Annotated in this window: 18 protein-coding genes; 6 read left to right on the forward strand and 12 right to left on the reverse strand. The window is 42.2% G+C overall.

Annotated features, from left to right (window positions below):
* Positions 1–786: a phosphate ABC transporter ATP-binding protein PstB gene (gene pstB / locus WC407_RS11950; RefSeq protein WP_373022891.1), complete on the forward strand. Its 786-nt coding sequence runs from the start codon at positions 1–3 to the stop codon at positions 784–786.
* Positions 787–805: 19 nt separating this feature from the next.
* Here pstB and queF read toward each other — a convergent pair whose 3' ends face one another.
* From queF to dnaA, 5 genes are all read right to left on the reverse strand, one after another.
* Positions 806–1,213, reverse strand: coding sequence for a preQ(1) synthase (queF, locus tag WC407_RS11955; RefSeq protein ID WP_373022892.1), 408 nt, complete (start codon positions 1,211–1,213; stop codon positions 806–808).
* Positions 1,210–2,604 (reverse strand): EAL domain-containing protein, encoded by a 1,395-nt coding sequence (locus tag WC407_RS11960; RefSeq protein WP_373022893.1) that lies wholly within the window; start codon positions 2,602–2,604, stop codon positions 1,210–1,212. Before WC407_RS11960 ends, queF begins: the two co-directional genes overlap by 4 nt.
* The gene (gene gyrB / locus WC407_RS11965; protein ID WP_373022894.1) at positions 2,605–4,923 is read right to left on the reverse strand and encodes a DNA topoisomerase (ATP-hydrolyzing) subunit B; all 2,319 of its coding nucleotides are present in this window, start codon (positions 4,921–4,923) and stop codon (positions 2,605–2,607) included.
* Between the two features lie 110 nt (positions 4,924–5,033).
* Positions 5,034–6,101 carry a DNA polymerase III subunit beta gene (dnaN, locus tag WC407_RS11970; RefSeq protein WP_373022895.1) on the reverse strand — a complete coding sequence of 356 codons (1,068 nt, stop codon included), beginning with the start codon at positions 6,099–6,101 and terminating at the stop codon, positions 5,034–5,036.
* 191 nt (positions 6,102–6,292) lie between these two features.
* A complete protein-coding gene (gene dnaA, locus WC407_RS11975; RefSeq protein WP_373022896.1) occupies positions 6,293–7,618 on the reverse strand; it encodes a chromosomal replication initiator protein DnaA in 1,326 nt (441 codons plus the stop codon).
* Between the two features lie 104 nt (positions 7,619–7,722).
* Here dnaA and ruvC point away from each other — a divergent pair, with 104 nt between their 5' ends.
* Positions 7,723–8,256 carry a crossover junction endodeoxyribonuclease RuvC gene (gene ruvC / locus WC407_RS11980; protein ID WP_373022897.1) on the forward strand — a complete coding sequence of 178 codons (534 nt, stop codon included), beginning with the start codon at positions 7,723–7,725 and terminating at the stop codon, positions 8,254–8,256.
* 420 nt (positions 8,257–8,676) lie between these two features.
* Complete coding sequence (locus WC407_RS11985; RefSeq protein ID WP_373022898.1) at positions 8,677–10,401, forward strand: lysophospholipid acyltransferase family protein; 1,725 nt, start codon at positions 8,677–8,679, stop codon at positions 10,399–10,401.
* Here the strand turns inward: WC407_RS11985 and WC407_RS11990 are convergent.
* Positions 10,385–11,308: an RluA family pseudouridine synthase gene (locus tag WC407_RS11990; RefSeq protein WP_373022899.1), complete on the reverse strand. Its 924-nt coding sequence runs from the start codon at positions 11,306–11,308 to the stop codon at positions 10,385–10,387. The two genes, WC407_RS11985 and WC407_RS11990, sit on opposite strands and share 17 nt — an antisense overlap.
* Before the next feature lie 6 nt (positions 11,309–11,314).
* On the reverse strand, positions 11,315–12,169 hold the full coding sequence (locus tag WC407_RS11995; protein WP_373022900.1) for an RluA family pseudouridine synthase: 855 nt from the start codon (positions 12,167–12,169) through the stop codon (positions 11,315–11,317).
* A 139-nt stretch (positions 12,170–12,308) separates the two neighbouring features.
* Here WC407_RS11995 and purB point away from each other — a divergent pair, with 139 nt between their 5' ends.
* The 3 genes from purB to WC407_RS12010 all read left to right on the forward strand — a co-directional run bounded on the left by purB (position 12,309) and on the right by WC407_RS12010 (position 16,534).
* Positions 12,309–13,637 carry an adenylosuccinate lyase gene (gene purB, locus WC407_RS12000; RefSeq protein WP_373022901.1) on the forward strand — a complete coding sequence of 443 codons (1,329 nt, stop codon included), beginning with the start codon at positions 12,309–12,311 and terminating at the stop codon, positions 13,635–13,637.
* A 168-nt stretch (positions 13,638–13,805) separates the two neighbouring features.
* Positions 13,806–16,172, forward strand: coding sequence for a ribonucleoside-diphosphate reductase subunit alpha (locus tag WC407_RS12005; RefSeq protein ID WP_373022902.1), 2,367 nt, complete (start codon positions 13,806–13,808; stop codon positions 16,170–16,172).
* Positions 16,163–16,534 (forward strand): hypothetical protein, encoded by a 372-nt coding sequence (locus WC407_RS12010; protein WP_373022903.1) that lies wholly within the window; start codon positions 16,163–16,165, stop codon positions 16,532–16,534. The genes WC407_RS12005 and WC407_RS12010 overlap by 10 nt, the downstream gene beginning before the upstream one ends.
* Here WC407_RS12010 and WC407_RS12015 read toward each other — a convergent pair.
* The 5 genes from WC407_RS12015 to WC407_RS12035 are packed head-to-tail and all read right to left on the reverse strand — an operon-like array spanning position 16,524 to position 20,268.
* Positions 16,524–16,958: a low molecular weight protein-tyrosine-phosphatase gene (locus tag WC407_RS12015; protein WP_373022904.1), complete on the reverse strand. Its 435-nt coding sequence runs from the start codon at positions 16,956–16,958 to the stop codon at positions 16,524–16,526. The genes WC407_RS12010 and WC407_RS12015 overlap by 11 nt on opposite strands.
* Positions 16,955–17,890: an RsmB/NOP family class I SAM-dependent RNA methyltransferase gene (locus WC407_RS12020; protein ID WP_373022905.1), complete on the reverse strand. Its 936-nt coding sequence runs from the start codon at positions 17,888–17,890 to the stop codon at positions 16,955–16,957. Before WC407_RS12020 ends, WC407_RS12015 begins: the two co-directional genes overlap by 4 nt.
* Entirely contained in the window at positions 17,887–18,528 is a 642-nt protein-coding gene (locus tag WC407_RS12025; RefSeq protein WP_373022906.1) for a protein-L-isoaspartate(D-aspartate) O-methyltransferase, read from the reverse strand. Before WC407_RS12025 ends, WC407_RS12020 begins: the two co-directional genes overlap by 4 nt.
* A complete protein-coding gene (locus tag WC407_RS12030; protein WP_373022907.1) occupies positions 18,525–19,262 on the reverse strand; it encodes a nitrilase-related carbon-nitrogen hydrolase in 738 nt (245 codons plus the stop codon). Before WC407_RS12030 ends, WC407_RS12025 begins: the two co-directional genes overlap by 4 nt.
* Complete coding sequence (locus tag WC407_RS12035; RefSeq protein WP_373022908.1) at positions 19,249–20,268, reverse strand: ribonucleotide-diphosphate reductase subunit beta; 1,020 nt, start codon at positions 20,266–20,268, stop codon at positions 19,249–19,251. The genes WC407_RS12030 and WC407_RS12035 overlap by 14 nt, the downstream gene beginning before the upstream one ends.
* Positions 20,269–20,302 lie beyond the last annotated feature (34 nt).

Here is a 20,302-nt window from a genome sequence, read left to right on the forward strand (position 1 = left end):
ATGGCAAGTATTATCGATATTAAAGACGAATGCGCACTTCACGTACGCGATTTTGAATTTACCTACAAAGGAGCACCTGCTCCAAGCCTAAAAAAAGTGACTATGCCTATCGCAAAACACTCAATTACTGCACTTATCGGACCATCAGGATGCGGTAAGACGACATTACTCCGTTCATTCAATCGAATGCACGATCTCTATCCCGGAAATACCTATGCCGGTGAAATCGAATTCGAAGGACGTAATATTTTAGGGGCAAAAGAAGATTTAATTCATCTTCGTACTAAAATCGGAATGATATTCCAAAAACCGACGGCATTCCCTATGTCAATCTTTGATAACGTTGCCTACGGTATGCGTTTGCAAGGGATAAAAAATAAGACGGAATTGCATGATCGTGTCGAAAAAGCACTGAAAGATGCCGCATTGTGGAAAGAGGTAAGTGATCGATTAAAACATGATGCTAATGGTCTCTCAGGCGGTCAGCAACAACGCTTATGTATTGCCCGTGCCATTGCGGTAGAACCGGAAGTGTTACTTTTTGACGAACCGACTTCCGCACTTGACCCGATCTCAACTCAGGGGATCGAAAAGCTTGTTATTGAGCTTAAAGAACGTGTCAGTATTATCATTGTAACCCATAATATGCAGCAAGCAGCCCGTGTAAGCGATTACACCGGATTCATGTATCTGGGTGAACTCATCGAGCTTGGAAATACAGAAGAACTCTTCGTCACTCCGAAAGAAAAATTGACCCAAGAATATATTACGGGTAAATTCGGTTGATAAAAGGGCTTTTGCCCTTTTATTTTTTCTTCTCTTTCTTTTTATCTTTCCCCATTTTTTCACTATCAATCTCAATTACCGTATGTACATTACCGCGCGGATAATAATCAGCAATCACTTTTAAGCGCTTAGGAGCGATTTTATCTTCAAAGAGGCTATAGATCTCGTTTGCACTGTTTTCGTGCGAAATATGACGGTTTCTGAACGAATTAATGTACAGTTTGATAGCTTTAAGTTCCGCTACCCATTTGTCCGGCGTATATTCGACGTAAATCGTAGCAAAATCGGGATATCCGCTGCGCGGACACAGACAGGTAAACTCCGGTAACGTTACTTTGACAACATAATCGCGTTCATGCTGATTGGGCCAAATCTCAAAATCTTTTTCCACATCAAAATTTTCAACTATTGCTTCACCGTATTTCATTGTTTTCCTTGTGCTTCTTCTAATGTTAAAATTTTACCGAGATAATTTCCCTGACGATAATTTATTTTCAGCGACAAGGCAAGATTATCGGTATATTCATCTTCAATCATCGGCAACCACGTTTTTGCTCCGCATAAATGGGCACTGAGATTAAGCCCTTGGAGTATGTTTTGATATCCTGTCTCTTTAATATGGCGTGCGTAAAGCGGATCAAAACGGACTAAATCGATATCCAACTCTTTTAAGTACAAAAGAGTTGTCTGGTATCCTCCGAGTTTATCCAGTGCAATCTTATAGCCAACCCGTCGATAATGGGTTAATTGCGCTCTAAAACGCTCTAATTGATGACAATATTCTTTTTCCTTGAAAAGCAGTGTTATTTTATACCGTGCAAGAGGATAACGTTCAAATAGGGTCACAGCATGCTCAAAAAAATGGGGATTACGCAATGTAACAGATGAAATTTCTATAATAAAATCCCATTTTTGCTCATCACACATCTTTCCGATTTTTTCCAAAATGTCGCTTTCAAATTGACGCATTCGATTCAATCGGTTTAATACAGGAATATAACGGCTTTGATGAATAAACTTACCTTTGGAATCGATCAATTTAACCAATGTCTCATAGATAGGATATTTTTCATCATGCACAGGCCAAAATCCAATGGAATAATTCTTGGTTTCCAAAGCTTCTACAATCTCTTTTTCGAGTTCCGTGATTGAGTAAATATCTTCTTTTTCACCGCTAACCTGATAAAGATGCAGCTCATACAAACGGCTAAGAAGCATTTCATAATCATCCGAAAGACGTGAATCGACCATCACCGTACCTACTCTAACCTCTATCTCATTTTCAAGGTGATTTTGATATTTTGCCATGAAGAGTTCGATCAAAGCCATATACTTTTCTTTTTTACCCGGGAAAAAAAGTAAAAAATCCCCCCCCTTGTAACGACATACAGGAAGTTTTTCAAACCCTTTCTCATAAAAAAATTCATTTATCTTAAGTACGGTTTGAATTAAAACTTTGTCTCCGTTTTGGATACCGTACCGCTCATTAATAGCCCAAAGATTTTCCAACGAAATCATCATTAGGGTTTTAATCCCTTTTTGGCGTTCGTACAAAGAAAAAAAATAGTCAAAGGTAAAAGTATGGGTAGTAACGTCGGTTATATTTTCCCGACTGCTTTGATAAATAAGATAAAAGATGAAGTAAACCATCACCCCTAACAAAAGGATAGAAACGGTAACAAATGAGGCAAATATCCCCTCATTTTGTTGATTTAATAAAGCAAAAAAAGTAATAACTGTCAAAAAGAAGATGGGCAAGCCCATCCGAAGTGCGAGTCTAAAACGGTGTGAACGTTCTACTTGCTCAGTAAATATCATTTAGATATCGAGATGCTTCACATCTTTTGCATGTGTTTCAATGTAATTACGACGCGGTTCAACGTCATCTCCCATAAAGAGATTAAACGATTCTCCGGCAGATTCAGCATCTTCGATTGTAATGCGCAGCAATACACGGTTTTCCGGTGTCATGGTTGTTTCCCATAATTGTTCCGGATTCATCTCTCCGAGACCTTTATAACGTTGGATATACGAACCTCGTTTTGCATGATCCGTGATCATAGTAAGAAGTTCAAGTAAATCGCCCTCTAAAGGCAAATTCCAATCTTTAATTTTTTGATAAATATAGTTTGCTTCGGCAAAATGAGGGGATGAAAACAACTCATCATTGACATGCAGTTCTTCAAGTCCCTCTTTGGTTTGAACAAACAGATGCATATCACTCTCATTTACACTTTTACTTAGGATATTATTCCCTTTTGCTGTTAAAAATGCCTCTACATGGGTATACAGATCGGTAAGTGAAAGGGCTATAAGATCAGGATTTTCGATGAAATAACGGATCAATTCAACCAATGCATAACGACGCTCTAATGCATCAAGAGTACTGCGATAATGATCCACCATTTTAAAGAAAGAGACCAAATCGTTTACTCCGACATTGATGTTATCCATCTCTAACGCTTCAATTCCGTTTTCGATCAAAAAGGCATTCATAACGTGATCGTCTTTAAAGTAGATCTCTTTTTTCCCTTTTTTATAACGATATAACGGCGGTTGTGCGAGATAAAGATAACCGTTTTCGACAATTTTCGGAAGATATCGGAAAAAGAAAGTTAATAACAAAGTTTGAATGTGGCTACCGTCAACGTCAGCATCGGTCATGATGATAATCTTGTGATAACGAAGTTTATCTTCATTAAATTCTTCACCGATTCCGCATCCCAAAGCCGTAATCATGTTGGTGATCTCTTCGGATTTGAGGATTTTGTCCAAACGTGCTTTTTCAACGTTGAGAATTTTACCTTTGAGCGGCAAAATTGCTTGGAAAACACGGTCACGTCCCTGTTTTGCCGAACCGCCCGCAGAGTCCCCTTCCACCAGATACAATTCACTGATGCTTGGGTCTTTGCTTTGACAGTCTGCCAATTTACCCGGCAATGTACCAACGGTCATTGCATCTTTACGACGGGTTAATTCACGCGCTTTTTTCGCTGCTTCGCGTCCACGTGCTGCCATTAACGATTTTTGAACAATTGCTTTGGCTTGGATCGGGTTTTCTTCGAAATATTTGGTTAATTTTTCATAGGTTACTTTTTGAACCAGCGGTCTAACATACGTATTTCCAAGTTTCCCTTTAGTTTGCCCTTCGAATTGAGGTTCAGGAACACGTACAGAAACTACACAAATAAGCCCCTCTGCTACGTCTTCACCCGATAATGGAACATCTTTTTCTTTGGCATTACCGTTTTGTTTGTTGTAGTTAGAGACAACACGGGTCAACCCTGCACGGAAACCTGCTTCATGGGTACCGCCGTTAGGAGTATTAATATTATTAACAAACGTGTAGCTTTTTTCATCGTAGCTATCGTTGTACATGATTGCAATATCCATTTCGATATCTTCAATTTTTTCATTGAATTCGTATGGAGTAGCAACCACCACTTTTTTATTCATATCCGTAACGAATTGGGTAATTCCCCCTTCGAAATGGTAAGTGTTATCGGCACCGTTACGTTCATCTTTAAACTTGATCGTAATACGTGGATTCAGATAAGCAAGTTCTTTGAAACGCTTAGCCAAATAATCGTAATCAAATGTGATTGTTTCTGTAAAAATCGAAGGATCTGGGGCAAATTCGATCATTGTCCCTTTTTTACGAGTTGTTCCGGTTACAGCAAGAGGTTCTTGTGGAATACCGCATTTAAAATCCTGTTCGAAACTTTGACCTTCACGATAAATGGTCATTTTCAAATCAGAACTCAAGGCATTTACAACCGATACCCCGACCCCGTGCAAACCACCGGATACTTTATAGGTATCTTTATCGAATTTACCACCGGCATGGAGTACGGTTAATACAACGGTAGCTGCCGATATTCCCTCACCCGGATGAATATCCGTCGGGATACCTCGACCGTTATCACTGATAATTGCAGTACCATTTTTTGTTAACGTAACATTTATGGTGTCACAATGCCCTGCCATCGCTTCATCGATGGAGTTATCAACCACTTCATAAATTAGATGGTGTAGACCGCGATGACCGGTATCGCCGATATACATACCGGGTCGTTTTCGGACGGCTTCGAGCCCTTTTAGGACTTTAATATTGCTGGCACCGTAATTTTGTTCCATAATTTCTCCCGCACATTAGCGTGTTTAAGTGCTTTATTTTACCTGATATAATCTAAAAAGAAGGTTTTTTAAGAAAAATCCCCACAAAAGGGATTAAGTAGAAAAGAGTATTAAATAACGATCGGCATAACGATTGTTTTGAAATTTTCATCTTTAAGTACAAAAGGTTGATTTGACTCATTGGCTTCGAGGATAAATTCGGCTCCTTGTACTTGTCCTAAAAAATCCAAAATGTAGCGGCTGTTGATAGCAAGTATAAACGGAGAATCAAATCCATTTTCAATTTCTACTGCCGTTTTTGCTTCAATATTGTCATCACTCAAACTTTCAAACAATATAGCGTCGTTTTGAAAGGTAAGTTTCAAATCATTCGATATCGTCGTGATTTGTTTGATTGCCGTTATGATTGCCGCTTTTGGCAATTTTATTGAACGTTGTACTTCTTTTGGAATGATACGGGTGTAATCAGGAAATTTACCGTTTATAAGTTTGGTAAAAAACAGGGAATCTTCAGATTTGATAATGAGATGAGTATTATCGTAGTAAATTTCAATATTGTTGGTAAAAAGTTTTTGAATTTCTATGATAGCTTTTTTAGGGACAATAATTGAAAGTTCTGCATCATTTTGACTTTCGATATGGACCAAGGCTAAACGGCGGGTATCGGTAGAGACAAAATTGATTTGATTGGCTTTAATATCAATCAATGCACCGTTAAGTTCAAATTTTGGGTTATTGGTATCGGTAGCAGGGGTTATTTTTTTGAGTGACTCTATCAACAAGTGTGAGTTGATTGCAATATTGGGTTTTCCCTCAATGGACGGAAAAGAGGGAAATTCAGAGCTTTTAAATGTTGGAAGTTTAAAGTTAGAACGCTTTTGACGAATATGCAAGGTATCTTTTTGAAGATCCAATTCAACTTTTTCATCTTTGAGTATACGGATAATATCAAGAAGTTTTTTACCGTTTGCCGTTAGAGAACCGGGTTCTTCAACAGTTAGTGAATTGGTTTGAATAGACAAACCTATTTCATAATCGGTTGCTTTTGCAGTCAACGTTCTTCCATCGGTTGAGAGAAAAATATGAGAGGTAATTTGGGAGGTATCTTTTTTCTCTAAAAAAGGTTGTAGATGAAGAAGGATGTTTTCCAAAACCGATTTGTCAACGGTAATTTTCATAAGTGACTCCTTATTATTTATATCATAAATAGCTAGTAGTTAGTAATAAGGGGGTGTGAATAGGTGAAAACCCTCTACAAACTCCCTTAACAGCGTAATGAATGGGTGTGACCAAAAGGGTGAGTTTCATTCACATCCATTCACATCTTGAATTATATCTTTTTTAAAACCCCTTTACAAACACAAATAATTTATTCAGAGGTATCCATCGAAACTTTATTGGAGAGTTCTTCGACTTTGATTTTAAAATCTTCATCATTTTTCATTAATTCTTGAATTTTTTTCATAGTATGGCTGACGGCCGTATGATCTTTCATTCCAAAATATTGTGCCAATTGAGGCATAGAATTAGGAGTTAATGAACGGGACAAATAAATAGCGATACGACGGGCGTAAACTATATTGCTGTTTCGGCTTTTTGAACGAATTTCAGATGTTTTAACATTGAGTTCTTTGGCTACTGTTTCCATAATAAGATCAATGGTAATATTGCTCCGTTTTTCTGCCATTTGCTCTTTTAGAACGTTTCGGGCAAATTCGATAGTGATATCGACTCCCATGAGTTGAGAGTAGGCATTGAGTTTGGAGAGAATTCCCTCAATCTCACGGGTATTATTTTCGATAATAGTAGCCACATAGTTGATCACTTCACGATCGAGTTTAACACGATTGATTTCACATTTTTTCTTGATAATTTCGATTTTTGTTTCGAGTTCAGGAGGTTGAATATCGGCTACAAGACCCCATTCAAAGCGACTTTTTAGCCGTTCTTCCAATCCGCCGATTTGTTTAGGTTTTTTGTCTGAAGTAATAATAATTTGCTTATTTTCATTGCGTAATGCTTCAAATGTGTGAAAAAATTCCTCTTGAATCTGATTTTTACCGCTTAAAAATTGAATATCATCGATAAGAAGAAGATCACATTTACGGTATTTATCTTTAAAACGATCCATCGTCCGATTACTGAGATGTCGCGAAAAATCATTTAGAAATTGTTCAACCGAAGTATAAATAACGGTTTTACCCTGAGAGAGCATTACGTTTCCGACTGCTTGCATCAAGTGCGTTTTTCCTAAACCGACTCCACCGTAGATAAAGAGGGGATTATAAACAACACCCGGTTTTTCACTCACATTTTTTGCAGCAATATAAGCAAAATTATTGGAACCTCCCACAACGAAGTTTTGAAACGTATAAGAGGGGTTTAAAAGAGAGGTAATAGCTCTTTCAGCCGGAATTGTGGGAGCAGTAGTTACTGATGGGGTAATAGTAGATGAGAGGACATTAATAAGTACCGTCGGTTTGATATTGGTATTGACTTCAAAAAGATGAGCAATTTTATCGGCAAACTTTGTACGGATCCAATTAGCGATTAATGCGTTCGGAGCAGAAAAAATAGCTAGATTGCTTTTAGACTCTTCTTCATTAAACTGAAGCTGTTTAATATAGCGCGTATAATCAAGCTCACTGATCTCATTTTTGAGTGCATTTAAGACTTGTTTACCAATCGAATTCATCGTACTCCCCTGTGAATAGTAATGTGAATAATACCTTTTTTTCCCTATAATTTGGGAGTGTATTAATGTGAATGAAATCATTCACCAGGTGAATAGGAGTAAATATGACAATATTAGGTATTGATCCGGGTACACGTAATTGCGGTTACGCTCTTATAACGATAGAGGGTCAAAAATTTCGTCTTCTCGAAGCCGGACTCATCAAAATAAAAAGTGAATCACTTCAATATCAGATTCCACAAGTGGTTGAGGCTCTTGAGCAAATTTTTAAAACCCATACCATAGATGAAGTAGCGATGGAAGATATTTTCTATGCACACAATCCAAAAACGGTTTTAAAATTGGCTCAATTTCGTGGGGCTATTATGTTGAAACTTTTACAAGAACATGGAATGTTTGCGGAATATACGGCACTTCAAGTGAAAAAAGCGTTAACCGGTAAAGCAAAAGCGGCAAAAGAACAAGTTGCATTTATGGTGAAACAAATTTTGGGGATTACAAAAGAGATTAAACCGCTCGACATTACCGATGCGATGGCTGTAGCCATTACTCATGCTCAAAGGGTTAAATTGGAAAGAGGTAAACGACCGACACACCAGGAAGGTCGCTTGGCCGTAAGTGTATCGAAAGAGTCTTAGATCGTCTTAATTTTTTTTGGTTTCTATAGCGGTTAAGACTTAATGTATTGTTTATCTTTGTTATACCACTTATGTAATTCTTAAATAATGAAAAAAAGGATAATTTTTTTCAAAATGTGTAATATTCACACTGTGAGCGAAGTGTGAATAACGTGATCTACAAATACGTATTTTTACCTCATAATCTACTCTTGTTTCAGAAATAATTTATATAAATACTGGCTGAATCTATATTCTTCAAAATGGCTGAAAGTGCCTAAAATAGGGCTTTTCAGCGAATTGATACGGATTCAATTTACTTTAAGTGAGTGTTATAAAAAGTTATTCACATTTTTGTTAGATTACAGAGATGTAATCGGCGTGTAATGGATTTGAAATTGATATTGTTTACCATTTTGTATCATATCCAGGAGAATGAAAATGGTTAGTGTTGAACATGTTCTAAAAAAAGAATATCCAAAAGTATTTCAATATCCGAAATTTATTTCTAAATGTATTGTCAAAGTTTCACAGTGGGTTGTTCATGAAAACTCGATTAACCGATTTATGGTAATGAATGATCAAAAGTCAGGATTAGCATTTATAGATGCCGCACTGGAACATTTAAATGTATCATACAAAACGAATAGTCGTCAAGTGGAAAATATACCGGCAATCGGAAAAGTAATTATTGTTGCCAATCATCCATTGGGAGCTTTAGATGCATTATCATTGATTCAAATGGTATGTCATGTACGTCAAGACCAAAAAGTAAAAATCGTTGCCAACAAGATGCTCTCTTCTATCCCTCAACTTAAAGAGTTTTTGATCAGTGTTGATAATATGAATGACAGAGTATCTAAACATGCTCTGCGTCAAATTGATACCGCATTGCGCGCGGAAGAGGCAGTTATCTTTTTTCCAAGCGGAGAAGTTTCGCGTGGAGGATTATTCGGATTGAAAGAGGGAGCATGGAAGGGGGGGTTTATAAAATTTGCAAAGCGAAATAATGCTCCGATCTTACCAATTTATATCGGTGCTAAAAATAGTCCTTTGTTTTATGCTGCCTCATGGGTCTATAAGCCTCTAGGAACAATGTTATTAAGCCATGAGATGTTTGCGGCGCGTAATAGGGTTTTTGACATGATAATAGGGGAATTAGTCAGTGAAAAGGCTCTAAACGATTTTAATGTCACTGAAAAACGTCATGCAAAACTGTTTCGTAAACATCTACTACGTATAGCAAAAGCAAAACCGGGTATATATCCGACGGAATGTTCGATAGCACATCCTGTATCGCGTCAGGATATTCGAATGGAATTAAAACAAGGTGAACGTATCGGTACGACAAGCGACAATAAGCATATCTATCTCATTGACTACGATAACGCTCCTCATCTTTTAAATGAAATAGGAAGATTAAGAGAATATTCCTTTCGCAAAGTGGGAGAGGGGAGCGGCAAAGCTAAAGATCTCGATCAATTTGACCGCTATTACCATCACCTTGTTCTATGGGATGATGATGCGTTGGAAGTAGTAGGTGCCTATCGTATCGGGGAATGTGAATGGATACTTTCTTGGTTGGGGAAAGAGGGGTTATATATGAGCGATCTATGCGATATAAATGATCAATTTGATCCGATTTTAGAAGATGCAATTGAATTAGGGCGCAGTTTTGTACAGCCAAAATATTGGGGAAGTCGTGCTCTTGATTACCTGTGGCAAGGTATCGGTGCCTATTTAAGTCATAACCCACAGATTAAATATATGATGGGACCGGTGAGTATTTCGGGGAGTTTTCCCAAACATGCTCAAGAAGCATTGGTCTATTTCTATACCCTCTATTTTGGTTCTGACCATACAATGGTACGAGCCAAGTCTCCTTATAGGCTTTCGGATTACGTCTGTTCAGAATTTTCGGAATTGTTTAGCGGAGAGGATTACAATGAAGACTTTAAACGGCTCAAAGATTATCTAAAAACATTTGATGCGTCTATCCCCACACTTTATAAACAATATTGTGAATTGTGTGAAGAGGGGGGTGTAGAGTTTATGGATTTTGGGATCGATACCGAATTCAACAACTGTATCGACGGCTATATTTTAGTCGATATCCGTAAAATAAAAGAGGCGAAACGTCAACGTTACATTAGAGGGGTGGAGTAAAACCCATTGCCTCAAAACACTCTTTGATAAAATCTTTCTCCGATACGATAGTATATTTCTCATTTTGATAGGTAAATTCAAGCGAATGAGCATGCAGTAATAGCCGTGTCGAACCGCTTTTCTCTAACCGTTCTCCCCTGCTTAACTCTTTGTTTATAAATCGGATTACATCCTCTTCCTCGGGACCGTATACCGGATCACCGATGATCGGATGTTTCACGTGAAACAAATGAACCCGTATTTGATGGGTACGCCCGGTTAACGGAGACGCCTCTACGAGAGTCATATCATGTTCAGGAAAATATTGAAGAGGTTTAATAAGGGTATGAGCTTTTTTACCATCCGGATGAACTTTAACCACCATGCTGATTAAAAGGTTGGGGTGATCGTTTCGATATAACGGCTCTTGGATATCGATAGCGTGTTCAACATGACCTTTTACCAATGCAAGATATCGTTTAGTAATAGCACGCTCAGAGAATAACCGTTTTAAAACTGTCTCGCTCTTTTTGTTTCGAGAAACTAAAACTAACCCGCTCGTCTCTTGGTCGATACGGTGTGTCGCGTTAGCATCATCTCCAAACAGATGTTTGATCTCATCATTAAGGGTATAGGGCGATTGCCGGCTATGGGGATGGACACTTAATCCGCTTGGTTTGTCGTAAACCGCAAAGTCGTTAGTGACAAACATCGGTTTGAACCCTTGCGTTATAGGTTCAAAACAAATGAACTCACAATCGCCCTCAATGAAGCCGAATTGATCACACATTACTGTGCCGTTTTGCGTAAGTCGACCTCTCGCTATTAGACGTTGAGCTTCGCTGCGTGATAGCCCTAATTCACTTATTAAAAAGGTAAGTGCCATCTGATGTACAGGAGAATGCAGTTTTTTGGTAACAAAAGGCATGGTGGATTAGTTCGCTTTCATAGCGTCAAAACATTGTGTAATAAAATCTTCTTTTGAGACGACATGATATGAAATGTCTTTGTAGGTAAATTCTAGGGAATGGGCATGCAGTAAGAGGCGCGATGCTCCGGTGTTTGCAAAGCGTTCTTCGATGGACATTTCTCTATCTAAAAAGCGTACCGCATTGTTTTCATCTTGGCCGTAAATCGGATCACCGACAATAGAATGTTTCACGTGAAACAAATGAACCCGTATCTGATGCTGGCGCCCGGTATAAGGTGAAGCTTCTACAAGCGTTGTATCGGTGTCCGGAAAATATTTCAGAGGTTTGATGAACGTACGAGATGTTTTGCCCTCAGGGTGAACCCGTACGATCATGCGGACAATCGAACTGGAATCCTCACGACGCAGCAGAGGCTCTTGGATATCGATAGGCTCTTTGAGATGACCCTTGACCATTGCTATATATCGTTTGGTGATTTCACGCTCTTCAAACATCATTTTTAAAGTCCGCTCCGATACTTTGTTCCGCGCTGCTAAAACCAAACCGCTCGTCTCTTGATCGATACGATGGGTGATGTTGGCATCATGTCCGAAACGGTGTTTGATCTCATCATTGAGACTGTATGGGGTATGGCGGTTTTGAGGGTGGACGAGGAGGCCGCTGGGTTTATCATAGACAGCAAATTCTTCTTCAACAAATGTGGGCAGGAGTCCAAGCGTCACTGGCTCGAAACAAATAAAATCAAAGGAGCCTTCAATGAATCCCGCATTATTTGACATCACCTCCCCACCTTGTGAAAGACGTCCTTTAGCAATTAAACGTTGCGCTTCACTTTGGGGTATACCTAACTCTTGCATTAAAAATCGGAATGCTTTCTGTCGGGTGGGCGCATGAAGTTTTTTGGTGATGAAGGGCAATTTAATTCCTTTTTAGGGAGGGTTGGATAAACTATATCTATTAATAAGATGCGCATTTTAGCATAGTAAGGAAGCAGATATGGTAGATCGTTACGCCAGAGAAGAGATGAAATCGAAATGGAGTATTCAAGCAAAATATCAAGCGTGGCTTGATGTGGAAAAAGCGGTTGTCACTGCATGGAATAGATTGGGATTGATTCCCGATGAGGATGCAGAAAAAATTGTTAAAAATGCAGCCTTCAGTGTTGAGCGGATCGATGAGATTGAAGCAATAACCAAACATGACCTGATCGCTTTTACGACATCAGTATCGGAAACGCTCGGCGAAGAGAGTCGCTGGTTCCACTACGGGATGACCTCTTCCGATACGGTTGATACGGCAGTCGCTTTGCAAATGCGCGATTCGTTGGCACTTATCATCGAAGACGTCAAAATGGTCATGGAGTCGATTAAGGCTCGCGCGATGGAACACAAGATGACATTGGTCGTTGGACGCTCCCATGGAATTCACGGAGAACCGATTACGTTTGGACTCGTGTTAGCGGTCTGGTACGATGAGATGGCACGCCATTTGACAAACTTGGAACAAACGATGGAGGTAATTGCCGTCGGTCAAGTATCCGGAGCCATGGGAAATTTTGCTCACGCACCGTTAGAGCTTGAAGAGTATACGTGTGAAGCGTTAGGACTCAAAGCGGCTCCCGCGTCTAACCAGGTTATACAGCGAGATCGTTACGCCCGTCTTGCGACAACATTAGCATTGCTTGCCGGTTCGATTGAAAAATTTGCCGTACAAGTACGCCACTGGCAGCGTACGGAAGTGTATGAATGTGAAGAGTTTTTCTCTAAAGGGCAAAAAGGCTCTAGCGCAATGCCTCACAAACGCAATCCGATTTTGACCGAAAATATAACCGGGTTAGCGCGTATGGTTCGTGCCTATGTTATCCCCGCAATGGAAAACGTCGCGTTATGGCATGAACGTGATATCTCTCACAGCTCAACCGAGCGTTTCTGGTTGCCGGACAGTTTTGTTACGAGCGATTTCATGCTTCACCGTTTTAACAGTGTTATCGCGAATCTCGTCGTTTATCCTGATAACATGATGCGCAACCTAAACCTAACCGGCGGTTTGGTTTTCTCTCAGCGCGTTTTGCTTGAGCTTCCACTTAAAGGGGTAAGCCGTGAAGATGCGTACCGCATTGTTCAGCGCAATGCGATGAAAGTATGGGAAGGGTTGCAGCACGGTAAAAGTGCTATCAACGATAAAGGGGAGAGTCTCTATCTACAATATCTATTGGACGATGAAGAGTTACGTCAGAGTTTGAGCGAAGAGGCAATCCGCGATTGTTTCAATTACGATTATTACACCAAAAATGTCGATAAAATTTTTGCACGGGTGTTTAAATAATTATCATAAAAAAACATTGTTTCGACATAAGAAACAATACAATATTGAGTGATTATAATACGTCTAACTCGCCTCATTCGAGGCAAGCTTTAGTGCCTTAGCGGCAAGCGTAATCAAGAGGATGTATTCCCTTGATATTCAAACTAGTAGAGAGTCCAAGGGAGAGAGATGCTAACCATTATTAAACGTAACGGGCGCCGAGAGCCGCTCGATATAACCAAAATTCAAAAATACACGTCTGCTGCTGTCAAAGGGCTTTTTAACGTATCGCAAAGCGAACTCGAAGTGGACGCGCAAATCCAGTTTCGTGACGGTATTAACAGCAACGAGATACAGCATACGCTGATTAAAACAGCCGTTGATAAAATTGATATCGACAGCCCAAACTGGACGTTTGTTGCATCACGCCTCTTTTTGTACGATCTTTATCACCGTGTAAACGGATTTACAGGTTATGGCACCTTGGAAAGTTATTTCGAGCGCGGAGAGGCCGAAGGGCGTATTTTACTCGGCCTCAAAGAGAAATACGATCTCAGTGATTTGGACGGCTATATCGATCCGGAACGCGATTTACAATTTAACTATCTTGGCGTTAAGACGTTGTACGACCGCTATTTGATTAAAGACCGTAACGGAGATCCTATCGAGTTGCCTCAACATATGTTTATGGCAGTCGCAATGTTCTTGGCGCAAAATGAGAACGATCGCCAAGGGTGGGCAAAAAAATTCTACGACATGATCTCTAAATTTGAAGTGATGCTGGCAACCCCTACCCTCTCTAATGCCCGTACGACTCGCCATCAGCTCAGCTCATGTTATATCGGATCAAGCCCTGATAATATCGAAGGGATTTTTGACGCCTACAAAGAGATGGCACTCCTCTCTAAATTCGGCGGGGGTATCGGCTGGGACTGGACACAGGTTCGGGCGATGGGATCGTTCATCGATGGGCATAAAAACGCTGCGGGGGGAACCGTACCGTTTTTGAAAATCACCAACGATATCGCGATCGCGGTTGATCAGCTTGGAACCCGTAAAGGGGCCATCGCGGTATACCTAGAGCCATGGCATATGGATGTGAAAGATTTCCTCGATGTGAAGAAAAATTCAGGGGAAGAGCGACGACGTGCGCATGACTTGTTCCCTGCACTATGGATCAACGATATGTTTATGAAACGTGTCGTCGAAGACGGTATCTGGACACTGTTTGATCCGTTTGACGTCAAAGAACTTACCGAACTTCATGGTGCAGAGTTTGAAAAACGGTATCTCGAACTCGAACAAGATCCGAGCGTTATCAAAGAGCACACCAAGGCAAAAGATCTTTGGAAAAAGATTCTAACGTCGTATTTTGAGACGGGAAGTCCGTTCTTGTGTTTTAAAGACAGTGCTAACCGGGCTAACCCAAATGATCATTACGGAATCATTCGAAGCTCGAATCTGTGTACTGAAATCTTTCAGAACACACAGCCGAATCATTATCTCGTAAAAGTGAAATTTGAAGACGGCTCGTTTCTAACGTATGAAGAAGATGAATTAGTAACAGTGGACAGCGGGATTGAAAAACCGGCAAAAAAGATTACGGCGTTGGATTCGCTTCAAGGGCGTCAGATCTACATCGTCGAGAAAGAGAAAGTGGACGGTGCGACAGCCGTATGTAATCTTGCCTCTGTCAATCTCTCCCGTATCAATACGAAAGAAGATATCGACCGTATCGTTCCAATAGCGATCCGAGCACTCGATAACGTAATAGATCTTAACTTCTATCCGTTGGAGAAAGTCAAGCGGACTAACATGCGCAGCCGTGCGATCGGTTTGGGTGTTATGGGTGAAGCACAGATGCTTGCGGAAAACAAAATCGTTTGGGGAAGCCAAGAACATTTCGACAAAATCGATGAAGTGATGGAAGCGGTAAGCTATAACGCTATTCTCGCCTCTTCAAACCTTGCGGTTGAAAAAGGGTCGTACTCAGAGTATCAAGGTTCTAAATGGAGCCGTGGAATTCTTCCGATGGATCATGCTACGGCAGAAGTTCAAAATCTTGTGGATCGCGGCGGACTGTTCGCCCCGAACTACGAGTGGGATGCTCTGCGTGAAACGATCAAAAAGCAGGGGATGCGTAACGGCTATTTGATGGCGATCGCGCCGACAAGCTCTATCTCGATCCTCACGGGGACGACGCAGACAATTGAACCGATTTACAAACGCAAATGGTTTGAAGAGAATCTTTCCGGTCTTATCCCTGTGGTTGCTCCGCAACTCAGCCCTGAGACGTGGGGATACTATACTCCGGCGTATGATCTCGATCAAACGATCCTCGTCAAAGCGGCGGCAATCCGTCAAAAATGGATCGATCAGGGGCAAAGTCTCAATATCTTTATCACCCTTGATAAAGCAAGCGGTAAATATTTGAACGATATTTATATGCTCGCCTGGAAACTGGGACTCAAATCGACCTATTATCTCCGCTCTCAATCACCGGAGCAAAAAAGCGATACCGCAGACCGAACGATGGAGTGTGAAGGGTGCCAGTAAAGCCCCTGAGCAGTTCATCGCTCAAAGACCTGTGTGAGCGTATTGACTTCGCCCGTCAGGGAGAAGTCCGCTCCATAACCCCACTCTCCCCTACTTCTATCGACATCCGTTTTAGTGTTCAGGACATCGCACGAGGGTTTGACTGGATTGATATAGGGTTTCGGATAGACGGTGTTAGCGATGCCAAGCTGGTAAGCGATAACATCCTCAAAACGCTCGATATGTCGGAGGGGATAACGGCGGAAATGGATACCAAGAGCTGTGCGATAGGGATCGGCAGTTATAACGGCCGTGTGAGCGAATCACCGTGTTACATCCTCGGTACTACTATCGGGTACGAAGAACTTCCCTTCAGCGGCTAAGGAGTTCTTTTACACACGATTCGATCATCGTGTAGACGTGTTCGAACCCCTCAAACCCCTCAAAAAAGTACGGATCGGGGACATCGGCTCCGTTGTGCCCGTAATCTCCCAATTTGACCAGATTTTGACATCCTAATGCTTTGAGATCGCGGTAATTGCTCTGATCCAAAGCGACAATAAGATCAAACGCGGTGAAATCAGCTTTTTTTACCTGACGGGCGCGGAGGGTTGAAATATCGACAGAATGGTTTCGGGCGACGGTAACGGAGTGTTGACACGGGGTTTCGCCGACGTGCCAGCTGCCTGTCCCTGCCGAATCGACGGTGATGCTATGACCACCCTCTTCTATCAGTTTTCTCGCTACCCCTTCAGCAATCGGAGAGCGGCAGATATTACCGAGACAAACGAATAATATGGAGTTCATTTTTTCTCCAGCAGGCACAAAAAGAATCCGTCAATCGTATCGGTGGGCAAAATACGGACACCGTTTTGGATCCGCTCGTCAAAAATCTCTTTTCCCCATCGCTGTAAGGGCTTTTGGACGTTGTCGAAGGGCAATGTGAGGGGCAAGGTGATTAAACGGTCTCCGTGGCGCTCTAAGAGGTGCTGAAGAGGGCTTTCGTTCTCTTCGGGGGAAAACGAGCAGGTGCAATAGAGCAGTTTGCCTCCCGGTTTGAGGGCATCAAAGGCAGAGAGCAATAATCGCCGTTGAAGTTTGGAGGTCTCTTTGACCTTGTGTATCGTCCAAAACGACATCGATTTAGGCTCATGTGTTTTGAAGCGGGCTTCGGAGGAGCACGGCGCATCAAGGAGGATGCGGTCAAACATCTCGGGACATTTCTTCCCTACGCTTCGCCCGTCGGTCATGTAGGTGTGGGCGTTGGTCACCCCTTGGCTCTCCAGATTATCGCGGAGGCGGAAAAAGCGTTCACGTGAAAGCTCTACTGCCGAGAGCCATCCGGTGTTTTGCATCATTCCGGCGAGCATCAAGGTCTTCCCTCCGGGGGCTGCGGCGAGATCGAGTACTGTCTCTTCGGGTCGGGGGGCGAGAATCAGCGGTGCGATCATGGAGGCGAGGTTTTGAATGTAGAGGCGTCCACCGTAGAATGCGTCGGTTTGGGTGAGGCGGAGTTTATCATCGGGAGAGATACGGTAAACCCCCTCTAGCCACCCTACCCGCGCATAAGGGATCTCTGCGATGCGCAGCTCTGTCTCGAGCTCTTCGGGGGTTGATTTAAGGGTATTGACCCGAAAAGTGACCTGTTTGGGAGAATCAAAGGTGCGGATAATGGCGTCGAACTGCTCACGTGGAACAATCTGGGAGAGCCGCTCGACAAAAGTCTCGGGGAGGTTCATCGGACAACTCCATCCAATACGGGGACAAAATCACACACTTCGAGGGAATCTTCATAGATAACGCCTCCCCGTTTCGTAAAACGGGTGATGATTTGTTCACGCCCCCGCTCCATCGGCGCCAAGAGGATCCCCCCTTCGCGCAATTGATCGAAAAGTTTTTGGGGAATGGAGCGTGCCGATGCGGAAAATAAAATACGGTCAAAAGGGGCATATTGCTCCCAGCCGTTTTGTCCGTCGTCGGTACGGGTGTGGATATTGCCCAGGCGTAGATGGCGAAACCGTTCTTTTGCCTCCAAAAGGAGAGATTCGATTCTCTCAATTGTGAAAACACGGCGAAAGACTTTGGACAATACGGCCGCTTGATAACCGCTGCCGCATCCGATCTCCAATACATTGTCACACCCCTCAGGACTGAGATACTGGGTCATTTTAGCGACCGTCAGCGGTGATGAGATGTACTGCTGTGCACCGATGGGGAGCGCGTCTAGGCGATAGGCGTTGTGGCGCATCGCAATCGGGACGAACGCTTCACGATTGGTGTGGATAATGGCATCTTTGATCACGGGACGGATCGAGAATCTTTTCGCAATCTCTTCTGCCATCCGAGTCGTTTTAATAATCGTTATTTTATCGATCATCCCTTAATTCCTACATTTAAATATCGTCGCATGGATTCTACTGTACGTGATTCGTATTGAGATTTCAATATCTCTGAGCCGCTGTTTCGTATCGCGGTTCCAAAAGGGGTAATAATACCGCTCATGGCACTGGTGTCTTCATTATCCGCATCGCTTGCGATGACGTAGCATTGATTCATGAGCGCCAACGCTTCGGTTAGGGTGACAAAATGATCCGAACGCAGTTTACCCCATTGGGCCGGGATAGCGATAATATCACACCCCTCTAGCTTTTGCCATAACCCTTTAAATCGAAGCTCAAAACAGATCAAAATCCCGACAGTGATCCCTTCAAACATAAAAGGGGCAATGCTCCCCTCTTGAGCAGGGGTGAAATGGTCGGTTTCCCCTCCGAGAGAGAAGAGTTTTACTTTCCCCTGCTGATGTATAACGGTACCGTTATGCAAGGCATAGGCGATATTATAAAACGTATCGTCACTGCGTGTGATGGCGGTAAAAATCAGAAGACGGTTTTTGACGACGCGAAGAAGGGCTTCTAGGGCGATGGGAGTAAAGGCCGCTGCTTCCGCAAACCGATCATAGGCAAAACCGCTTAAGACTACTTCGGGTGCGACGACAATGCAATCCTCGGGTGTTTGATTGATTAGCGCAATGAGATGAGAGAGATTTTTCTCAAAATTCTCATCGGTTTTAAGGCACAGCGATACAACAGGGCGAATATTAGAAGTCGTCAAAGCTGAGGCTTCCTTTGGAATAGTTCGCAACCGTACCTTCGAAGAAGTTGGTTTTTTGGTCGTTGAATTTGGAGAAGTCATCCACCCATTTGATCGGATTGGCAACATTATACAAAGGGGTCAGTCCGACGGCGCTAAGGCGGCAATCGGCGAGGTACTGAATGTATTGTTCTACAATCTCATTGGTAAGACCTAGAATTTGCCCTTGGGTGATGTATTTGCCCCATGCAACTTCCAAGTCTACCGCTTTGCGGAACATATCGTAAACCTCTTCGATCAGCTCTTCGGTGAAGAGATCGGCGCGTTCGCGGCGCAGGGTATTGATGATGTTTTGGAATAATACAAGGTGGGTCACTTCATCCCGCTGGATAAAACGGATCATCTGTGCGGAACCGAGCATTTTACCTGAACGAGCCAAGGTGTAGATGTAGGTAAATCCGCTGTAAAAATAGATCCCCTCAAGGATCTGGTTGGCAAAACAGGCTTTTAAAAATGCACTTTCGCTCGGATCCTCTGCAAGCTCTTCGTAACGGGCGGCGATGGAGTCATTTTTGGTTTTGAGCATCATGTCTTGGCGCCATAAATCGTAAATCTCTTCACTGTTTTGGCTGATTGAATCGACCATAACGGCATAGCTTTGAGAATGGAGTGCCTCTTCAAAACTTTGGCGTACCAAAATGAGATTGATCTCCGGAGCGGTAACGTAGGGATTGACGTTATCCATCAGGTTGTTCGTCTGGAGGCTGTCCATAAAGATAAGCTGTGACAGGGCCTTGTCGTACGCCGTTTTTTCCATCTCGGTGAGGTACTTGTAATCGACCGCATCGCGGGTCATATCGACCTCTTTGGGGAACCATGTGTTGTTGAGCATCATCTCCCAGAGGTTATACGCCCATTGATATTTGATGTTATTAAGCTCAAAAATACCGGTAGGGTTGCCGCCGAAAATACGTCGGTCATTTACATGTTCGTTGGAAGTCGGATTGTAGATTTTTTTACGTTTCATGGCGGTATCCGTTTGGTTAGATAAAGTAGCTGAT

Source organism: Sulfuricurvum sp. (assembly GCF_041651515.1).
Taxonomy (GTDB): Bacteria; Campylobacterota; Campylobacteria; order Campylobacterales; family Sulfurimonadaceae; genus Sulfuricurvum.

Excerpts from the sequence above, each read along its gene's own strand:
- WC407_RS11990 (WP_373022899.1), bottom strand. The coding sequence starts at position 11,308 with ATGCCTTTTGTTACCAAAAAACTGCATTCTCCTGTACATCAGATGGCA.
- dnaN (WP_373022895.1), bottom strand. The coding sequence starts at position 6,101 with ATGAAAATTACCGTTGACAAATCGGTTTTGGAAAACATCCTTCTTCAT.
- WC407_RS11995 (WP_373022900.1), bottom strand. The coding sequence starts at position 12,169 with ATGCAAGAGTTAGGTATACCCCAAAGTGAAGCGCAACGTTTAATTGCT.
- purB (WP_373022901.1), top strand. The coding sequence starts at position 12,309 with ATGGTAGATCGTTACGCCAGAGAAGAGATGAAATCGAAATGGAGTATT.
- WC407_RS12025 (WP_373022906.1), bottom strand. The coding sequence starts at position 18,528 with ATGATCGATAAAATAACGATTATTAAAACGACTCGGATGGCAGAAGAG.
- WC407_RS11960 (WP_373022893.1), bottom strand. The coding sequence starts at position 2,604 with ATGATATTTACTGAGCAAGTAGAACGTTCACACCGTTTTAGACTCGCA.
- WC407_RS11985 (WP_373022898.1), top strand. The coding sequence starts at position 8,677 with ATGGTTAGTGTTGAACATGTTCTAAAAAAAGAATATCCAAAAGTATTT.
- WC407_RS12020 (WP_373022905.1), bottom strand. The coding sequence starts at position 17,890 with ATGAACCTCCCCGAGACTTTTGTCGAGCGGCTCTCCCAGATTGTTCCA.
- queF (WP_373022892.1), bottom strand. The coding sequence starts at position 1,213 with ATGAAATACGGTGAAGCAATAGTTGAAAATTTTGATGTGGAAAAAGAT.
- WC407_RS12005 (WP_373022902.1), top strand. The coding sequence starts at position 13,806 with ATGCTAACCATTATTAAACGTAACGGGCGCCGAGAGCCGCTCGATATA.
- gyrB (WP_373022894.1), bottom strand. The coding sequence starts at position 4,923 with ATGGAACAAAATTACGGTGCCAGCAATATTAAAGTCCTAAAAGGGCTC.
- WC407_RS12015 (WP_373022904.1), bottom strand. The coding sequence starts at position 16,958 with ATGAACTCCATATTATTCGTTTGTCTCGGTAATATCTGCCGCTCTCCG.
- dnaA (WP_373022896.1), bottom strand. The coding sequence starts at position 7,618 with ATGAATTCGATTGGTAAACAAGTCTTAAATGCACTCAAAAATGAGATC.
- WC407_RS12035 (WP_373022908.1), bottom strand. The coding sequence starts at position 20,268 with ATGAAACGTAAAAAAATCTACAATCCGACTTCCAACGAACATGTAAAT.
- ruvC (WP_373022897.1), top strand. The coding sequence starts at position 7,723 with ATGACAATATTAGGTATTGATCCGGGTACACGTAATTGCGGTTACGCT.
- pstB (WP_373022891.1), top strand. The coding sequence starts at position 1 with ATGGCAAGTATTATCGATATTAAAGACGAATGCGCACTTCACGTACGC.